Origin of the sequence: Streptomyces pristinaespiralis (assembly GCF_001278075.1) — a bacterium.
GTDB classification, from domain to species: Bacteria; Actinomycetota; Actinomycetes; order Streptomycetales; family Streptomycetaceae; genus Streptomyces; species Streptomyces pristinaespiralis.
In genome coordinates, this window is sequence record NZ_CP011340.1 from 4,728,288 (window position 1) to 4,745,199 (window position 16,912).

Consider the following 16,912-nt stretch of genomic DNA (forward strand, 5'->3'; position numbering starts at 1 on the left):
AACTCTGAGCGACGAGTGTTCGAGGTGCCACCCGTTTGGCTGGGAGAGTGCCCCGGGACCCGCATAACCTGAATGCATGGACGTGAACGCGGCGGTTGCCGCAGCAGCAGCGATCGCCGGTCTGTGCACCGGTGTCATCGCCGTGCTGGCGTTCCGCTGGAGCGAGCGCGAACAGAAGCGGCCCACCCGTACGTCGCTCCACACCGATGCCGTGCTCCCGCCCGGCGTCGACACGGTCCTGTCGGTGCTCCGCAGTTCCGCGGTCGTCCTCGACGAGTCGGACTCCGTCGTCAAGGCCAGCTCCGCGGCGTACGCCCTCGGCCTGGTCCGCGGCGGCAAGCTCGCCGTCGAACCGATGCTGCACATGGCCCGCGACACCCGGCGGGACGGGGAGATACGGCAGGTCGAGCTCGACCTGCCGCGCCGCGGCACCGGTCGCGGCGAGGCGCTGGCCGTCTCCGCCCGCGTCGCGCCCCTCGGATCGCGACTGGTCCTGCTGCTGGTCGAGGACCTGACGGAGGCACGCCGCATAGAGGCCGTACGGCGCGACTTCGTCGCCAACGTCAGCCATGAGCTCAAGACCCCCGTCGGGGCGCTCTCCCTGCTCTCCGAGGCTGTCATGGACGCCTCCGACGACCCCGAGGCGGTCACCCGCTTCGCCGGCCGGATGCAGATCGAGGCGACCCGGCTCACCAACCTCGTGCAGGAGCTCATCGACCTCTCCCGGGTGCAGAACGACGACCCGCTCGAGGATTCAGAGCCCGTGCGGGTGGAGGAACTGGTCGCGGAGGCGATCGACCGCTCCCGGCAGACCGCGTCCGCCAAACAGATCACCATGGCCGCCGGAGCCGCGCCCGACCTGCGGATCTGGGGGAACCGTGGCAAGCTCGCAGCCGCTCTCGGCAATCTCGTCGAGAACGCCGTCAACTACTCACCGGCCCGTACCCGCGTCGGCATCTCCGCCCGCCGTGTCTCGGCCCCGGGCGGGGACCTGATCGAGATCGCCGTGACCGACCAGGGCATCGGCATCTCCGAGAAGGACCGCGAGCGGATCTTCGAACGGTTCTACCGGGTCGACCCCGCCCGTTCCCGCGCCACCGGGGGCACCGGCCTGGGGCTGGCCATCGTCAAGCACGTGGCCGCCTCGCACGGCGGGGAGGTCACGGTCTGGAGCTCCGAGGGACAGGGCTCCACCTTCACGCTGCGCCTGCCGGAGGCGGGCGCGGCGAAAGAACGCGCAACCAGTGGCCAGGATCGCGTCGAAGAGGACGACGACCGGCCTTACGACACCGATCCGAACACCGAAATTCCTGCCCCGGAGGTCCTTCCGTGACCCGAGTGCTCGTCGTCGAGGATGAGGAATCCTTCAGCGACGCCCTGTCCTACATGCTCCGCAAGGAGGGCTTCGAGGTCGCTGTGGCGACCACGGGCCCGGACGGACTCGACGAGTTCGAACGCAACGGAGCCGACCTGGTGCTCCTCGACCTGATGCTGCCCGGCCTGCCCGGCACCGAGGTGTGCCGCCAGCTGCGGGGCCGCTCGAACGTGCCCGTGATCATGGTGACCGCCAAGGACAGCGAGATCGACAAGGTCGTCGGACTGGAGATAGGAGCCGACGACTACGTCACCAAGCCCTTCTCCTCGCGCGAGCTGGTCGCCCGTATCCGCGCGGTGCTCCGCCGCCGGGGCGAGCCGGAGGAGGTCACGCCGGCGGCCCTGGAGGCCGGGCCGGTCCGCATGGACGTGGACCGTCACGTGGTGACCGTCTCCGGCGGCAAGGTGGACCTGCCGCTCAAGGAGTTCGACCTGCTCGAGATGCTGCTGCGCAACGCGGGCCGCGTGCTGACCCGTATGCAGCTGATCGACCGGGTGTGGGGCGCGGACTACGTGGGGGACACCAAGACCCTCGACGTCCATGTGAAGCGGCTTCGCGCCAAGATCGAGCCCGACCCGGGCGCGCCGCGCTATCTGGTGACGGTCCGCGGGCTGGGCTACAAGTTCGAGCCGTAGCAGTCCGGCGGGCCGCCTGCCCGCCGTACCCACAGCGAAGGGGCGCCCGCCGGATTCCGGCGGGCGCCCCTTCGGCGTTCGTGTGCGGGGGTCAGTGGCCCGCGCTGTGCGAGGCGGACGCCGAGTCGGTCGGCAGCTCGGGCTCGCTGCCGGCCGCCTCCGTGTCGCCCTCCGGAGCCTCGGGGGAGGCCGGGCTGCCGGTGGGGCTGCCGGTGGGCGTGCCGGACGGGCTGCCGGAGGGGGACTTGGTCGGCGCGGCGGGCGACGGCTTCGGCATCTCGGTCGGGCCGAAGCCCTTGAAGTAGTTCGTCGCCGGGACGACCAGTGCCCGCAGCTTGACGTCGCCCGTCTCGCTGAACCGGAAGACGACCTCGCGCATCGAGCCGTCGTTCATCTCCTGGTTGCCGTTCTCGATCACGGCGGAGGCGTTGTCCTTGCCGCCGATGATGACGCGGCCCTGTGCGGGGACGGTGACGGCCTTGGAGCCCTTGGCGGGGGTCAGCTTCACCTTGGCGTCGGAGCCGGGCAGCGTGATCGACTCGAGGGTCTGCGGCTTCACGCCCTCGTTGAAGATCGTCAGGGCCACCACGGCGGGGCCCTTCACGTCCGGCTTCGGCTGCGTGATGACGTTCACGTTCTGCAGCTTCAGGTTGTCGACCGAGGTGGCCGCGTTGTCCGGCCTGACCTGGAGGGTCTGCGCGTCGTTGCCCGCACCGCAGGCGGAGAGCGAGGCGATCGAGAAGACGATGGCAGCGCCGGCGAGGGCACCGCGTCGAAGGCTGCTGCTCACGGCGGCGCTTCTCCTTCTACGTACGGACGGGGTGGTGGCGGCTGCCACCGGCTAAGGGCGTGTCAGCTCGCGCTCAGGTTACCGAGCCGCCGATCACGTCCCGCACCCGACCCGCCCTTTGCCGGTACCGGAGGAGAAGGACGCGCCCGGGCGACCGTCTGCGGATGCCGGCGCGCGACCCGGTGAGTGTCCTGATGAAGTGCCCCCGATCAGGTGTTCCGATCGTCCGCCGACCGGCCCGTTCACATAACCGTGGTGATCAATTTCCCGGGGCGTCACACATTCCTTGCGAATAGCCGCGGTGATCAATTCCGGATTCTCCGGCGCGTCCGTCCGTACGGGTGAGCGGCGGCCGAACGGAGTACGGGAAGTTCACCGTCAAGAATCCGGCAAATCGGGACGTTCAGCCTCTTCGGAGGGGGGTACGCGGTCTGTGACGCGCGTGTTTCTGTCCGCCCGCGCAGCGGCTCCGACCTGCGAATACCGCACTCCGGAAGCCGCCCGCAGCACGTTCCTGTCTCGGTTGTCAAGCCCCGAGATATGCCCTGACCTGCGAAAACGCCATTCAGAAGAAGCCGTATCCGTGTTACCCTGGATAGCCACGGAAGGGGTACCTGTCACATGACGTTCAAGGTTGGCGACACCGTGGTCTATCCCCATCACGGGGCCGCGCTGATCGAGGCCATCGAAACTCGCCAGATCAAAGGCGTGGACAAGACCTACTTGGTGCTCAAGGTCGCCCAGGGTGACCTGACGGTTCGCGTGCCAGCGGACAATGCGGAGTTCGTCGGCGTACGCGATGTGGTCGGCCAGGACGGACTGGACCGGGTCTTCGAGGTGCTTCGTGCACCGTACGCCGAAGAGCCGACGAACTGGTCCCGTCGCTACAAGGCAAATCTCGAGAAGCTCGCCTCCGGCGATGTCATCAAGGTCGCCGAAGTAGTGCGCGACCTGTGGCGTCGCGAGCGCGAGCGTGGGCTTTCCGCAGGTGAGAAGCGGATGCTCGCAAAGGCGCGCCAGATCCTGGTGAGCGAGCTCGCCCTCGCGGAGAACACCAATGAGGACAAGGCCGAGGCTCTGCTCGACGAGGTCCTCGCGTCCTGACGCACAATAATGCCGCGGTGCCCGCTGGCACGCTGTGAAATCACCCTCCGTGAAATCCAGCCTGCCGCCGGGCGCTGCGGCATGTGTATGAAAGGTCGCAGCTGCAGGGTCGTAACTTTCTGACGGTCGCGGCCGTCGTCGTCGTCCGACGTGGCGTGCCGGGCCTCGGCGGCTGGCGCAGACCAGTGGTCACGGAAGGGCCCGTCAAGGCGTCGTGCCCGGCACGCTGTGGCCATACCCATGTCGGCTGAGGAAACAAACCTGCCGGAGTGCAACCGATGTCAGACGTATCGCGCCACCACCGCACCGCGGCCGTGATCCCGGCCGCCGGCCGGGGTGTGCGGCTCGGTCCCGGCGCACCGAAGGCGCTCCGCGCGCTGAACGGCACGCCCATGCTCGTCCACGCCGTGCGCGCCATGGCGGCGTCCCGGGCCGTCTCGCTGGTCGTGGTGGTCGCGCCGCCCGACGGCGCCCCCGAGGTGAAGCGGCTCCTCGACGCGCACTCCCTGCCCGAGAGGACGGACTACCTCGTCGTACCCGGCGGTGACACACGCCAGGAGTCCGTACGCCTCGGTCTCGAGGCGCTGCCCGAGGACATCGGGACCGTCCTGGTGCACGACGCGGCCCGCCCGCTGGTGCCCGTGGAGACGGTCGACTCCGTCATCGAGGCCGTACGTGACGGCGCTCCCGCCGTCGTGCCCGCCCTGCCTCTCGCGGACACCGTCAAGCAGGTCGGACCTGCCGGCAAGGACGAGCCGGAGCCCGTCGTCGCCACTCCCGACCGGGCGGCTCTGCGCGCCGTGCAGACGCCCCAGGGCTTCGACCGCGACACCCTCGTGCGCGCGCACGCGACGGTCACCGACAACGTCACCGACGACGCGAGCATGGTCGAGCAGCTGAGCCTGCCGGTCGTCGTCGTCCCGGGGCACGAGGAGGCCTTCAAGGTGACCCGGCCGCTCGATCTCGTACTGGCCGAGGCCGTACTCGCCAGGAGGAGGGCCACCGATGGCTTCTGAGGAGCTCCGGTTGCCGCAGGTCGGCATCGGCACCGATGTGCACGCCTTCGAGAAGGGGCGCGAGCTGTGGTGCGCCGGCCTGCTCTGGGAGGGCCCCGAGAGCGACGGCTACGGCCTCGCGGGGCACTCCGACGGTGACGTCGCCGCGCACGCCGCCTGCGACGCCCTCTTCTCCGCCGCCGGCATCGGTGACCTCGGCGCGCACTTCGGCACCTCGCGGCCCGAGTGGTCCGGCGCCTCCGGGGTCGCCCTGCTCTCGGAGGCGGCGCGGATCGTGCGTGCCGCCGGTTTCGAGATCGGCAATGTCTCCGTTCAGGTGATCGGCGTCCGCCCCAAGATCGGCAAGCGCCGCGACGAGGCGCAGAAGGCACTGTCCGCCGCGGTGGGCGCGCCGGTCGCGGTCTCGGGGACCACCACCGACGGTCTCGGCCTGACCGGACGGGCGGAAGGGCTCGCCGCCATAGCGACCGCGCTCGTGGTCCGGACGGGGTGACGGGCGGGGCGCGGGTGTGGTCGGTGTCACCTTGATGTCACGTCATGGCAGGAAACGGTCGCGAGGCACTACCACGCGCCCACTACCCTTGTTGCGTGACCATTCGCCTGTACGACACCAGCGCCCGGCAGATCCGTGACTTCGCCCCTCTCGTGCCGGGTTGCGTCTCGATCTACCTGTGCGGTGCCACTGTGCAGGCCGCCCCGCACATCGGGCACATCCGGTCCGGACTGAACTTCGACATCATGCGCCGCTGGTTCGAGTACCGCGGCTACGACGTCACGTTCATCCGGAACGTGACCGACATCGACGACAAGATCATCGCCAAGTCGGCCGACCAGGGCCGCCCTTGGTGGTCCATCGGCTACGAGAACGAGCGCGCCTTCAACGACGGCTACGAGGCACTCGGCTGCCTCCCGCCCACCTACGAACCGCGCGCCACCGGCCATGTCACCGAGATGGTCGAGATGATGCGCGGCCTGATCGAGCGCGGCCACGCCTACGAGGCCGACGGCAGCGTCTACTTCGACGTGCGGTCCTTCCCCGAGTACCTGGCGCTGTCCAACCAGGACATCGACGACCTTCGCCAGCCGGACGAGGGGGTCTCGGGCAAGCGCGACCCGCGTGACTTCGCCATGTGGAAGTCCACCAAGCCGGGCGAGCCCTCCTGGGAGACCCCGTGGGGCCGCGGCCGGCCGGGCTGGCACCTGGAGTGCTCGGCGATGGCGCACAAGTACCTCGGTGAGGCCTTCGACATCCACGGCGGCGGTCTCGACCTGATCTTCCCCCACCACGAGAACGAGATCGCCCAGGCCAAGGCCTACGGCGACGCCTTCGCCTCGTACTGGGTGCACAACGCCTGGGTCACCATGAGCGGCGAGAAGATGTCGAAGTCGCTCGGCAACTCGGTGCTCGTCGCCGAGATGGTGAAGAACTGGCGCCCCATCGTCCTGCGCTACTACCTCGGCACCCCGCACTACCGCTCGATGATCGAGTACAGCGAGGAGGCCCTGCGCGAGGCCGAGTCGGCGTTCGCGCGGATCGAGGGCTTCGTCCAGCGGGTCGTCGAGAAGGCCGGGCCGGTCGCGCCCGCCGCAGAGGTGCCGCTCGCGTTCGCCGAGGCCATGGACGACGACCTGGGCGTACCGCAGGCCCTCGCGATCATCCACACCACGGTCCGGCAGGGAAACAGCGCGCTGGCCGCCGACGACAAGGAAGCCGCCGTGGCACGCCTCGCCGAGGTCCGTGCCATGCTGGGAGTCCTCGGCCTGGACCCGCTCGACCCGCACTGGGTGGGTGAGGCCGACCGCGGCGAAGACCTGCACGGGGTCGTCGACACGCTCGTCAGGCTCGTGCTCCAGCAGCGCGAGTCGGCCAGGTCCCGCAAGGACTGGGCGACGGCGGACGCCATCCGCGACCAGCTGAACCAGTCCGGACTCGTCATCGAGGACGGTCCCGACGGACCGCGCTGGACACTCGGACCGCGCTGAGCACCGGGCACATGTGCCGCCCGGTGTTCCGGGCGGCACACTTTCACTTAACGACGCGATCCAGAGGAACTAAAAGTCATGGCCGGGAACAGCCAGCGCAGGAACCGCCGCACGTCCAACAAGAAGGGCGCGCAGGTCGGCAGCGGTGGCCAGCGTCGCCGCGGTCTCGAGGGCAAGGGCCCGACGCCGCCCGCCTCCGCCCGTAAGGGCCACAAGAAGAACCGGGTGGCCAACGCGCAGGCGAGGAAGGCCGCCACCCGCAGGCCCGTGGCCCGCCGCGGCGGCAAGGGCACCTCCGAGATGGTCGTCGGCCGCAACCCGGTCTTCGAGGCGCTGCGCGACGGCGTGCCGGCCTCCACGCTCTACGTCCAGCAGTTCATCGACAACGACGAGCGGGTGCGCGAGGCGCTCCAGCTCGCCACCGGACGCGGCAACATCAACATCATGGAGGCGCCGCGCCCCGAGCTCGACCGGCTGACGAACGGGCTCAACCACCAGGGCCTGGTGCTCCAGGTCCCGCCGTACGAGTACGCGCACCCGGAGGACCTCGCCGCCGCGGCGTTCGACGACGGTGAGGACCCGCTGATCGTCGCCCTCGACGGTGTCACCGACCCCCGCAACCTGGGCGCCGTCGTCCGCTCCGTCTCGGCCTTCGGCGGCCACGGCGTGGTCGTCCCCGAGCGCCGCGCCGCGGGCATGACCGCGGGCGCGTGGAAGACCTCCGCAGGCACCGCCGCCCGTACGCCGGTCGCGCGGGCCACCAACCTGACGCGCGCCCTGGAGTCGTACCAGAAGGCCGGTCTGACCGTCGTGGGCCTGGCCGCCGACGGAGAGACCGAGGTCGGGGACCTCGAGGCTCTCGGCGGACCGCTGGTCATCGTGGTGGGCAGCGAGGGCAAGGGCCTGTCCCGTCTCGTCGGCGAGACCTGCGACTACCTGGTCCGCATCCCCATGCCGGGTGGCGCGGAGTCCCTCAACGCGGGTGTCGCGGCCGGTGTCGTGCTGTACGAGGCGGCCAAGCGGCGCGCCTGAGGACCGTATCGGGCCGTTTTCGGACGGCCAGGGGCGCAAACCGGTCGATAAGGAGCGCTTGACGGGTCTCGGACAGATCGGGCCCGTCACGGCCGTGCCCTAAACACACATCACTCGGTTAGATGAGTGTGGACACCAGAACGCCCCGGTCCGGGTTCGATGATCAGCCTGCGTTGAGCATGGTGAAGGTGGACTGCGATCCCGCGCAGGTCATCGTCAGCCACGCCAGTTTCCGGGTGCAGCTCGCCCGGAGCCCGCGCCCCGCACGTGCCCTGGCGGACACCGCGCGTCTCGGCCCGCTCGCCGGAGCCGGCGCCGCGGGACGGCCGCGCAGAGCGCCCGTCGTATGGAGCGGCAGGTCGGCTCCCGGGGACTCCGGGGCGACCGGGCTGCTGCAGGCCGTACGCAACTCCACCCTCGAGCACGAGGCCTACAGCGCGGGCGCGACCCAGGTCATGCCCCGCGTCGACATCGACGAGACCGTGGCGACCCCCACGGTCCCCGCCCCCGGCGGCCCCGGCCGGGACAGGCCGCTGCTGCCCCCCATGCGGCAGGCGGTCGGCGCCTACGACTCCTACGACACCGGCCCGTCCCGCGACGAGCAGCCGTACGACGCGGGGACGTACGAGGTCGAGGCGTACGACGACGAGGGCTTCGACAGGGAACGGGCGGAGCGCCGCTCCCCGCAGCGCCACGGCGCGGACTCCGTGCGGCACGCCTACTACCCCGGCCGCCGGATGAACCTCGGCGTGGTGCTGCTGCCGCTGCGGGTGCTCCTCGGCCTCATCTCCGTCTACGCCGGCATGGGCAAGCTCTGCGACCCCGTCTACTTCGACGGCGGCGACCGCGGGTCCATGGTCAAGTGGCTCAATGCCCTGAACCCGTGGGCGCTCGGCGAGCCGATGCGTGACTTCGCCGTCGCCCACCCGGTCGGCTCCGGCCTCACCGTCGCCTTCCTCCAGGTCATCGTCGGCGTCCTCACCGTCCTCGGACTGTGGCAGCGCGTCGCGGCGGTCATCGGCGCACTTCTCTCCGCGGCGCTGATCATGACCGTGAGCTGGCGCTCGGTCCCCGTGTACGAGACGCCGGACCTCATCTACCTGGCGGCGTGGTCGCCGCTGATCATCGCCGGCGCCCCCGTCTACTCGATCGACGGCCGTCTCGCCGGCGAGGCGTGGCGCACCCTCGGACCCCGCTCCGAACTGTGGGACCTCCGCCGGCGCGTGCTGCGCCGCGGCGGCCTCGTCGCCGCGGTCGTCGTCGGACTCACGATGCTCGTGGGCTCGGTCCTCGGCGGCGCCGTCCGCTCGAACGACATGGTCACCGTGCCCGGCCCGAACCAGAACCCGACCAACTACCTGCCCGGCGCCCCGCTGCCCGAGGAGTCGGCGAGCGGGTCCGGCTCTCCGCGCCCGCGCAAGGACAAGCCCTCCCCGTCCGCCAGCCGGCCCACCGAGAAGCCCAAGGAGGCGGCGTCCACGCCGCCGCAGGAGAGCGTGCGGGAGAGCGGCCAGGTCGCCGGTACGCCCAGCGAGACGCAGGACAGCGGCGGGCAGTCGCCCAGCGGCTCCCGGCCCGCCCCTCCGCCGTCCTCCGGCACCACGGGGCCGACCTCGACCGGCGGCAGCAGCTCGGGCGGTACCACCGGCGGCGGGTCGGGCGACGGCTCCGACGGCGGCAGCGGCGGCTCCGACGGGGGCGGCGGTGTGATCGGCGGCCTGCTGGGCTGAGCGCCCGTTCCCGTCCGCGGAACAACGAAGGGGCGGTCACCGGATCCATCCGGTGACCGCCCCTTCGTCCGTGCCACGTGAAGCGCGGGCGGCAAGCGCGGGCGGGAAGGGCGGAGCGCGTAGGGTCAACGCACCTGGGTGGAAAGCTCCTTGGCGGCCTCCGTCAGGTCCTTCGCCGTGTCGATCGCCCGCCAGTAGGCCCCGTTCGGCAACGGGAACCCGGCCAGCCGGCGCTCACGCGCCAGCCGGGGGAACGTCGTCCGCTCGTGGTCGCCCACATCGGGCAGGAGGCCCGTGAACTCGGCGGAGAAGACGTACACGCCCGCGTTGATCAGGTACGGCGACGGCGGTGACTCGATGAAGTCCGTGATGTGCCCGAAGGCGTCCGTCTCGACAGCACCCCAGGGGATGCGCGGACGCGCGAGCGCGAGGGTCGCCGCGGCGTCGCGTTCGGCGTGGAAGGCGGCCATCTCGCGCAGCGAGAAGCGGGTCCAGATGTCGCCGTTGGTCGCGTACCAGGGCTGATCGGGATGCGGCAGGGCGGCCGCGGCGTACTTCAGGCCGCCACCGCGGCCCAGCGGCTCCGTCTCGACGACGGTCTTGACGCGCAGGGGCAGCACCGCGCTGTCCAGCCACTCCTGGAGGACCTCCGCGAGGTGGCCGCAGGACACCACGACGTCGGTCACGCCCTCCTCGGCCAGCCAGGCAAGCTGGTGACCGATGATCGGGGTGCCGGTCCCCGGGATCTCGACCATCGGCTTGGGGCGGTCGTCGGTGTACGGGCGCAGCCGAGAGCCCTGGCCGCCCGCCAGGACAACGGCCTGCGTCGGAAACGTAGGCGTTTGCATGGCCTGAACGATATGCGGCGGGCCGGCCGCCCCTGGGCCCGGGACGGCGTCAGCGCCGTGCGGGGCGTGAGGCGGCCAGTGCGGGGCGTGGGAGCGCACCGGGCGTTCAGGGCCCGGCGGGGGGTCCGCCCGGGCCCTCATGTCGTACGGCGGCCGTCAGGAGCCCTGCGCCTGCTGTGCGACGCCCGTGGCGAACGACGTGTCGCAGACGGGCCGGGAGAACGACTGGGCGCGGGTCGGCCCGTAGCGCTCCACGGCGGCGCGGCCGAGGGTCCGCGCGAGGGACATGCAGTGCTCGGCGAGCGACGGGCGCGCCTCGACCTCCCGCTGGAGGTGGGTGAGCGCGACGCCCGGGTCCTTCGTCTGCAGTTCCAGGAGCAGCCGGTCGCGCAGAACGTCCTGCGGGGCGCGGGACTTGGCGCGTACGGACACGTTCTCCGAGGAGGCGGTGAGCATCTGCGACTGGGTGGCCTGCCCTGCCCACGGGACGGCGGTGACCGCGAGGGTTCCGGAGAGCACCAGGACGACAGGCAGAACGAGGGCGAGAGAGCGGCCGATTCGGCGGGCTGTGTGGGTCACGCTCGCGAGCGTAGCGGCCAGTGATGATTTGGAGACATTTAGTCACTCACGCGAGGGATGGTTCGACCGCGCCTTTCGATTACCGTGTTGACGCCGGTCGGTGAAATGGGCTGAACATCCGCCTCTGACAGCTTATTTGCCCAATTACCCGAAAAGCCGGGCCTCCGCACCGAAGTGCGGGGGCCCGGCTTTCGTCACTGCTGTGCTCAGCGGCACGGCCGCTTCGCGGGTCAGCCGCTGAGGCGCTCGCCCGTCGACGTCGAGAAGACGTGGATCTCACCGGCGCGCGGCACGACGTGGAGCTCGCTGCCCTTGTCCGGGACGGCGCGGCCGCCGACGCGGACGACGAGGTCCTTGTGCTCGCCGCCGACCTGGGCGGAGCCGTACACGTAGCCGTCGGCGCCGAGCTCCTCCACGACGTTCACGGACACGGCGAGACCGGCCGGGGCGTCCTTGGAGAGGGTCTTGGCGTCGCCCGCGCCGTGCTCGACGACGTCGAAGTGCTCGGGGCGGACGCCGACCGTGACGGTCGTGTCGCCCTTGTCGGCGGCGGCGGAGAGAGCCTCGCGGGAGACCGGGACGACGCTGTTGCCGAACTTCACGCCGCCGTCGGTGATCGGGACCTCGACGAGGTTCATGGCCGGGGAGCCGATGAAGCCGGCGACGAAGAGGTTGGCGGGGCGGTCGTACATGTTGCGCGGCGAGTCGACCTGCTGGAGCAGGCCGTCCTTCAGCACGGCCACGCGGTCACCCATGGTCATGGCCTCGACCTGGTCGTGCGTGACGTACACGGTGGTGATGCCGAGGCGGCGCTGCAGGCTCGCGATCTGCGTACGGGTGGAGACACGGAGCTTGGCGTCGAGGTTCGACAGCGGCTCGTCCATGAGGAAGACCTGCGGCTCACGCACGATGGCGCGGCCCATCGCGACACGCTGGCGCTGGCCACCGGAGAGGGCCTTCGGCTTGCGGTCCAGGTACTCGCTGAGGTCGAGGATCTTCGCGGCCTCTTCGACCTTCTTGCGGATCTCGCTCTTGTTGACGCCGGCGATCTTGAGGGCGAAGCCCATGTTGTCGGCGACGGTCATGTGCGGGTAGAGCGCGTAGTTCTGGAACACCATGGCGATGTCCCGGTCCTTCGGCGGCAGGTGCGTGACGTCGCGGTTGCCGATCCGGATGGAGCCGCCGTTGACGTCCTCGAGACCCGCGAGCATCCGCAGGGAGGTCGACTTGCCACAGCCGGACGGCCCGACGAGTACGAGGAATTCGCCGTCCTCGGTCTCGATCTCGAGCTGGTCGACGGCGGGCTTCTCGGAGCCCGGGTAGATCCGGGTCGCCTTGTCGAACGTGACAGTAGCCATGCTGATGTGTCTCCTTCACCGGCAGGAACGTGCCGGACGATCCGAGTAAGGGAGTGGTCTGGTCCAACGGTGTGGACCTGCGGTGACGCTACCTGGCCGGGTGCCGTCTGTCAGCAGTTCACGGGTCACGAAAATTGTCGACCATGGTGGCCCGGTGGTTGGTTACACTGCTCTGGCTGCCTCCTTAGCTCAGCTGGCCAGAGCACCGCTCTTGTAAAGCGGGGGTCGTCGGTTCGAACCCGACAGGGGGCTCCAGGGCGAAAGGCCCCCGGTCGAGCAGGCCGGGGGCCTTTGACGTCCACGTGTGACATCAACGGCTGCGGGCTGCCGAAGAACCCGTCCGCAGGGCCGGACGCGCCGCCGCCCCGCGGTTCTCCTGGTGGAGGACCGGCGGGGCGGGGTGTGGGCGTCGGGTGGGTCAGGAGACGTGGTTGTACGCGGGGTTTCCGGTCAGGACCGGGCTGGGGACCCGGCCGGCGAAGGGGGTCCTCCAGGCGCCGGTTCCGGCGTAGAAGTAACCGGTGTTCCCGGGGCCGTACGCGTACAGGTCGGGGCGGCCGTCGTAGTCGGCGTCGCCGATGCCGATGGTGTCGGTGTACGCGTTCCAGCCGCCGCCGATCTGCTTGCGGGCGGCGAAGGTGCCGTCGCCCTTGCCGAGGTAGAGCCAGAGCACACCGGCCTTGTCGCGGGCGACGAGGTCGCCGGCGGCGGCGCCGCCGATGTTGCCGGTGGCGGTGATCCGGTTGTAGACGCCCCAGCCGCCGGTGCCGATCTTCTGCCTCTTGGCGAAGGGGGCGCTGAGGTTGCCGGTGTTCTTGTAGAGCCACAGCGCGCCGGCCTTGTCGGTGGCGACGAGGTCGGCCCGGCCGTCACCGTTCAGGTCGCTGCCGCCGGTGATCTGGGTGTACGTGTTCCAGCCGCCGCCGATCTGCTTGCGGGCCGCGAACGACGGCCTGTACCCGTTGCCGGTCACGTCGTACAGCCACAGGACGCCGCTCCTGTCCCGGGCGACGAAGTCGGCCGCACCGGCGCCGATGCCGCCGACGGCCTCGATCCGGTCGTAGACCTGCCAGCCGCCACCGATCTTGCTGGGCATGGAGTACGGCAGGAGGGTCTTCTTGGTGACGTCGTACCTGGGGGCGGCCCACCACAGCACGCCCTGGGCGTCACGGGCCAGCAGGTCGGGGCTGCCGTCCCAGCTGATGTCGTGCGGGGAGGAGAGCCCCTTGGCGGCGTTGAAGCTGCCGGATGCCTCCACGGCCGGACCCACGCCGCCCTGCGGATGGGCCGTGAACGACCAGTCGTACACCCCGACCTCGGCGTCCTTGCCCATCTGGGACTCGGCCGCGACCTGCGCCCAGGTGATGCCGAAGACCCCGTTCCCGTAGTAGTACTCGCTGCCGGCGGACTCGCTGTAGAGGTGCAGCCGCTTCGAGAAGGACTTGCCGGTGCCGCGATGGGTGATCTTCAGGTCGACGTCGGCGTTCTCCCGGGACAACTGCCACTTGAGCGGTACCGGGGCGGTCAGGTCGAAGGGGTGCGGGATCCGCGCACCGAGGTGGACGAGCTGCGTCGGCTCCCCGGTGGAGGCGACCATCTCGGCCGCCGGCTTGCCGTCCGCGCCCAGGGCGATCCGGTACAGGCCCTCACCGTGCTCGACGGTGCCGCCGCGCACGAACAGCGTGTCGTCGGAGCCGGACTGCAGTCTCTCGACGTGGTCGAGGAGCTTGAACGACTCTCCGGAGGTCAGGGACTTCGCCGTGAAGGGCACGCGCGTTCGCGAGTCTCCCGTGCCGTCTCCCCCCAGTCTCCCCGGGGTCCCGTACGTCAACCACGAGCCCAGCAGGCCGACGGCCATGCTCTCGCCCTCGTAGAGGTGGAAGTCGGTCACGGTCTCGACGCCGGTGGCACGGTCGACGGTGTAGACCTTCCCCTCTTCCTCCGCCCAGGCCAGGTGCGTGGGGGAGAGGGTCTGCCCGCTGGTGAAGTAGGCGTCGGTCTCGTGGGTGGAGACCACCTTGGCGGCGGCGAGGTCCACCACGGCGAACTCGCGCCGCCACGACGCGTCGGTCTTCAGCGCGTAGGAGAGCAGGACCGAGCCGTCACGGGGTGAACCGGAGGCGAGGCTCAGAGCCCCGGACGGGACGCCTTCGACCTTCCGATGCGTGACGGTGTCGCCGGTCCGGGTGACGAGGCGCAGTTCCGTGGAGCCGTCAGCGTTCGTCACCTGAGCCAGGACCGTGTCCTGGGAGACGGCCTTCACGTAGACGCCGTTCAGCGGGCGGAGGTCGATCGTGACGGTCCTGCCGCCGACGGCCATGTCGCGGAGCTTCAGGACCAGGGAACGGCTCAGGCTCTGCCCCTCACCGGTCACGACCACGTCCGACCCGGTCGTATCGACCACGGCGGCGTCGATCGCGACGGTCGAACCGTCCGCGAACCGGGTCCACGTGTGCGAGCGGCTGCTGAAGGGGCGCTCGCTGGTCAGGAATCCGGTCTTTCCGGCCGCGCTGAAGTATCCGTTCACCGGGTACGGGACGGGTGCCGTCCGCGTTCCCGCCTCGGCCGTCACGGCGGCGGGCAGGGGTGTCGCGGTGGCCGGGGCCGACAGGGCGCCCGCACCGAGCGTCACAGCGAGGACGGTGGTGATCGCGGCGGAGACCCCCCGACGGGTCGTGCTTGCGGAGATCAAAGGTTCCTCCTGGGGAACTCGAATCGGCGCGTGGTCCTGACCAACGCCGTTCGATGTGACTCCCGTTCGGGCCGGAGGGTTGTACGCGCGTGAAGGTCCGGGGCAGGTGGCGTACGGACGGTGCGGCCCCCCTTGACTCCTCGTCGTCGAACCCGGGGGGCTTTGGAGCAGCGGGGCCCCGGCACGGCGTGCCGGGGCCCCGCTGCGTCTCAGGAGGGCATCAGTGGCGGCCGGAGATCCTGTCCGCCAGGGTCGCGAGGCGGGCCGTCGTCGGGGTGTGGGTGGCGGCCTCGAGCCGGTCGGCCCTGCGGTAGGCGGTGTAGAGGGTCTGGACGCCGAGCCAGCGCAGGGGCTCCGGTTCCCATTTGCGGACCTTGTGGTTGACCCAGGGGAGCGCGGTCAGGTCGGTGGGGCCCGACTGGCCGGAGTCCTGCTGGATCAGGTCGCGCAGGGTGCGGGCGGCCAGGTTGGAGGTGGCGACGCCGGAGCCGACGTAGCCGCCGGCCCAGCCGAGACCGGTGGAGCGGTCGAGGGTGGCGGTGGCGCACCAGTCGCGGGGGACGCCGAGGACGCCGGACCAGGCGTGGGCGATCTGTGCGCCGGCGAGCCGGGGGAAGAAGCGGATCAGGATCTCGCGCAGTGCCTCGACGGTGGCGGGGCCGGTGCGTCCGTCGTTGTCGGTCCTCGAGCCGTAGCGGTAGGGGGCGCCGCGGCCGCCGATCGCGATGCGGTTGTCGGCGGTGCGCTGGGCGTACATGTAGGCGTGTGCCATGTCGCCGAGGGTCTCGCGGCCGGACCAGCCGATCTCGTCCCAGGCGTCGTCCGGGAGCGGCTCCGTGACGATCATGGAGGAGTTCATGGGGAGCCAGGTGCGGTGCTGGCCCTTGAGGGACGCGGTGAACCCTTCGGTGCAGCGCAGGATGTACGGCGCGCGGACGGTGCCGTACGGGGTGACGGCGTGCTTGGGCCTGATCTCCGTGACGGGCGTCGACTCGTGGACGGTGACGCCGAGCGCCTCCACGGCGGCGGCCAGGCCCTTGACCAGTTTCACCGGGTGCAGGCGGGCGCCGTGCGGGGTCCAGCTGCCGGCGACGGCGCCGCTGACGTGGACGCGCTCCGCGGTCTCGCGGGCGCCGAGCAGCAGCCGGTCCTTCTCGCCGAAGGCGATCTCGACGGAGTGGAAGTCCTTCAGACGCTGGAGCTGGGCGGGCGTGCGGGCGACCTCGAGGACGCCGCCCTTGTGGATGTCGGCGTCGATCTTCTCCTCGCCCGCGACACGGACGACCTCGTCGACGGTGTCGTTCATGGCCTGCTGGAGGCGTACGGCGGCGTCGTGGCCGTGCAGCCGGGCGTAGCGGTCGCGTCCGGCGATGCCGTTGTAGAGCCAGCCGCCGTTGCGTCCCGAGGCGCCGTATCCGCAGAACCTGGCTTCCAGGACGGTGATGTTGAGGAAGGGGACGGCTTTCTTGAGGTAGTAAGCGGTCCACAGGCCGGTGTACCCGCCGCCGACGATGCAGACGTCGGCGGTGCTGTCGCCGGGGAGGGGTTCGCGGGGGACGGGGGCGCCGTCCTGCGCGTACCAGAACGATATGCCGCCGTTGACGGTGTTCATGTGGGTCGCTGCTTTCCCTGCCGTTGGGTGGGCCGTGTGGCGGGAATTTACTGCTCCGGGCCGCTTTCCGCGACGTGCGGCGCGGCGCGGGCCGCGGCCGGGCGGGCGGTGGTCCGCTCCGTGGAACCTCCTGGCGCGTCGAGCGGTCGTAAGGGCAG

At 70.7% G+C, this 16,912-nt stretch carries 14 protein-coding genes and 1 tRNA gene; 9 read left to right on the plus strand and 6 right to left on the minus strand.

Annotation, left to right across the window (positions count from 1 at the left end; all coding sequences use genetic code 11):
* The first annotated feature begins 76 nt into the window (after positions 1-76).
* Both SPRI_RS20140 and SPRI_RS20145 read left to right on the plus strand, forming a co-directional pair.
* Positions 77-1,333 carry a sensor histidine kinase gene (locus tag SPRI_RS20140; RefSeq protein ID WP_005315639.1) on the plus strand — a complete coding sequence of 419 codons (1,257 nt, stop codon included), beginning with the start codon at positions 77-79 and terminating at the stop codon, positions 1,331-1,333.
* Positions 1,330-2,010, plus strand: a complete 681-nt coding sequence (locus tag SPRI_RS20145) for a response regulator transcription factor (RefSeq protein ID WP_053557145.1) — start codon at positions 1,330-1,332, stop codon at positions 2,008-2,010. Before SPRI_RS20140 ends, SPRI_RS20145 begins: the two co-directional genes overlap by 4 nt.
* Positions 2,011-2,101: 91 nt before the next feature.
* Here the strand turns inward: SPRI_RS20145 and SPRI_RS20150 are convergent, their stop codons facing one another.
* Entirely contained in the window at positions 2,102-2,800 is a 699-nt protein-coding gene (locus SPRI_RS20150) for a hypothetical protein (RefSeq protein WP_005315643.1), read from the minus strand.
* Between the two features lie 621 nt (positions 2,801-3,421).
* On the opposite strand from SPRI_RS20150, the gene SPRI_RS20155 reads away from it, so the two are divergent.
* From SPRI_RS20155 to SPRI_RS20180, 6 genes are all read left to right on the plus strand, one after another.
* Positions 3,422-3,904 carry a CarD family transcriptional regulator gene (locus SPRI_RS20155; protein WP_003953493.1) on the plus strand — a complete coding sequence of 161 codons (483 nt, stop codon included), beginning with the start codon at positions 3,422-3,424 and terminating at the stop codon, positions 3,902-3,904.
* Between the two features lie 278 nt (positions 3,905-4,182).
* Positions 4,183-4,920, plus strand: a complete 738-nt coding sequence (gene ispD, locus SPRI_RS20160; RefSeq protein ID WP_037774327.1) for a 2-C-methyl-D-erythritol 4-phosphate cytidylyltransferase — start codon at positions 4,183-4,185, stop codon at positions 4,918-4,920.
* The gene (gene ispF / locus SPRI_RS20165) at positions 4,910-5,413 is read left to right on the plus strand and encodes a 2-C-methyl-D-erythritol 2,4-cyclodiphosphate synthase (RefSeq protein WP_005315649.1); all 504 of its coding nucleotides are present in this window, start codon (positions 4,910-4,912) and stop codon (positions 5,411-5,413) included. The genes ispD and ispF overlap by 11 nt, the downstream gene beginning before the upstream one ends.
* A 95-nt stretch (positions 5,414-5,508) precedes the next feature.
* On the plus strand, positions 5,509-6,903 hold the full coding sequence (gene cysS / locus SPRI_RS20170; protein ID WP_005315652.1) for a cysteine--tRNA ligase: 1,395 nt from the start codon (positions 5,509-5,511) through the stop codon (positions 6,901-6,903).
* A gap of 78 nt (positions 6,904-6,981) precedes the next feature.
* Positions 6,982-7,935 carry a 23S rRNA (guanosine(2251)-2'-O)-methyltransferase RlmB gene (gene rlmB / locus SPRI_RS20175; protein ID WP_005315655.1) on the plus strand — a complete coding sequence of 318 codons (954 nt, stop codon included), beginning with the start codon at positions 6,982-6,984 and terminating at the stop codon, positions 7,933-7,935.
* Positions 7,936-8,114: 179 nt separating this feature from the next.
* Positions 8,115-9,665, plus strand: coding sequence for a DoxX family protein (locus tag SPRI_RS20180; protein ID WP_053557146.1), 1,551 nt, complete (start codon positions 8,115-8,117; stop codon positions 9,663-9,665).
* 125 nt (positions 9,666-9,790) lie between these two features.
* Here the strand turns inward: SPRI_RS20180 and SPRI_RS20185 are convergent, their stop codons facing one another.
* The 3 genes from SPRI_RS20185 to SPRI_RS20195 form a co-directional block, all read right to left on the minus strand.
* Complete coding sequence (locus tag SPRI_RS20185; protein ID WP_005315660.1) at positions 9,791-10,513, minus strand: nucleotidyltransferase family protein; 723 nt, start codon at positions 10,511-10,513, stop codon at positions 9,791-9,793.
* A gap of 156 nt (positions 10,514-10,669) precedes the next feature.
* Positions 10,670-11,092, minus strand: coding sequence for a hypothetical protein (locus SPRI_RS20190; protein WP_037774331.1), 423 nt, complete (start codon positions 11,090-11,092; stop codon positions 10,670-10,672).
* Between the two features lie 230 nt (positions 11,093-11,322).
* Positions 11,323-12,450, minus strand: coding sequence for an ABC transporter ATP-binding protein (locus tag SPRI_RS20195; RefSeq protein WP_005315664.1), 1,128 nt, complete (start codon positions 12,448-12,450; stop codon positions 11,323-11,325).
* Between the two features lie 178 nt (positions 12,451-12,628).
* On the opposite strand from SPRI_RS20195, the gene SPRI_RS20200 reads away from it, so the two are divergent.
* Positions 12,629-12,705, plus strand: a tRNA-Thr gene (locus SPRI_RS20200).
* A gap of 163 nt (positions 12,706-12,868) precedes the next feature.
* Here the strand turns inward: SPRI_RS20200 and SPRI_RS20205 are convergent.
* Positions 12,869-15,142: an FG-GAP repeat domain-containing protein gene (locus SPRI_RS20205; RefSeq protein ID WP_053557147.1), complete on the minus strand. Its 2,274-nt coding sequence runs from the start codon at positions 15,140-15,142 to the stop codon at positions 12,869-12,871.
* 220 nt (positions 15,143-15,362) lie between these two features.
* The gene (locus SPRI_RS20210) at positions 15,363-16,754 is read right to left on the minus strand and encodes an NAD(P)/FAD-dependent oxidoreductase (RefSeq protein WP_005315670.1); all 1,392 of its coding nucleotides are present in this window, start codon (positions 16,752-16,754) and stop codon (positions 15,363-15,365) included.
* Positions 16,755-16,912 lie beyond the last annotated feature (158 nt).

What these genes read in the sequence shown, in the direction of transcription:
- ispF (WP_005315649.1), top strand. Translation starts at nt 4,910, where the DNA reads ATGGCTTCTGAGGAGCTCCGGTTGCCGCAGGTCGGCATCGGCACCGAT.
- SPRI_RS20155 (WP_003953493.1), top strand. Translation starts at nt 3,422, where the DNA reads ATGACGTTCAAGGTTGGCGACACCGTGGTCTATCCCCATCACGGGGCC.
- rlmB (WP_005315655.1), top strand. Translation starts at nt 6,982, where the DNA reads ATGGCCGGGAACAGCCAGCGCAGGAACCGCCGCACGTCCAACAAGAAG.
- SPRI_RS20185 (WP_005315660.1), bottom strand. Translation starts at nt 10,513, where the DNA reads ATGCAAACGCCTACGTTTCCGACGCAGGCCGTTGTCCTGGCGGGCGGC.
- SPRI_RS20195 (WP_005315664.1), bottom strand. Translation starts at nt 12,450, where the DNA reads ATGGCTACTGTCACGTTCGACAAGGCGACCCGGATCTACCCGGGCTCC.
- SPRI_RS20180 (WP_053557146.1), top strand. Translation starts at nt 8,115, where the DNA reads ATGGTGAAGGTGGACTGCGATCCCGCGCAGGTCATCGTCAGCCACGCC.
- ispD (WP_037774327.1), top strand. Translation starts at nt 4,183, where the DNA reads ATGTCAGACGTATCGCGCCACCACCGCACCGCGGCCGTGATCCCGGCC.
- SPRI_RS20140 (WP_005315639.1), top strand. Translation starts at nt 77, where the DNA reads ATGGACGTGAACGCGGCGGTTGCCGCAGCAGCAGCGATCGCCGGTCTG.
- SPRI_RS20210 (WP_005315670.1), bottom strand. Translation starts at nt 16,754, where the DNA reads ATGAACACCGTCAACGGCGGCATATCGTTCTGGTACGCGCAGGACGGC.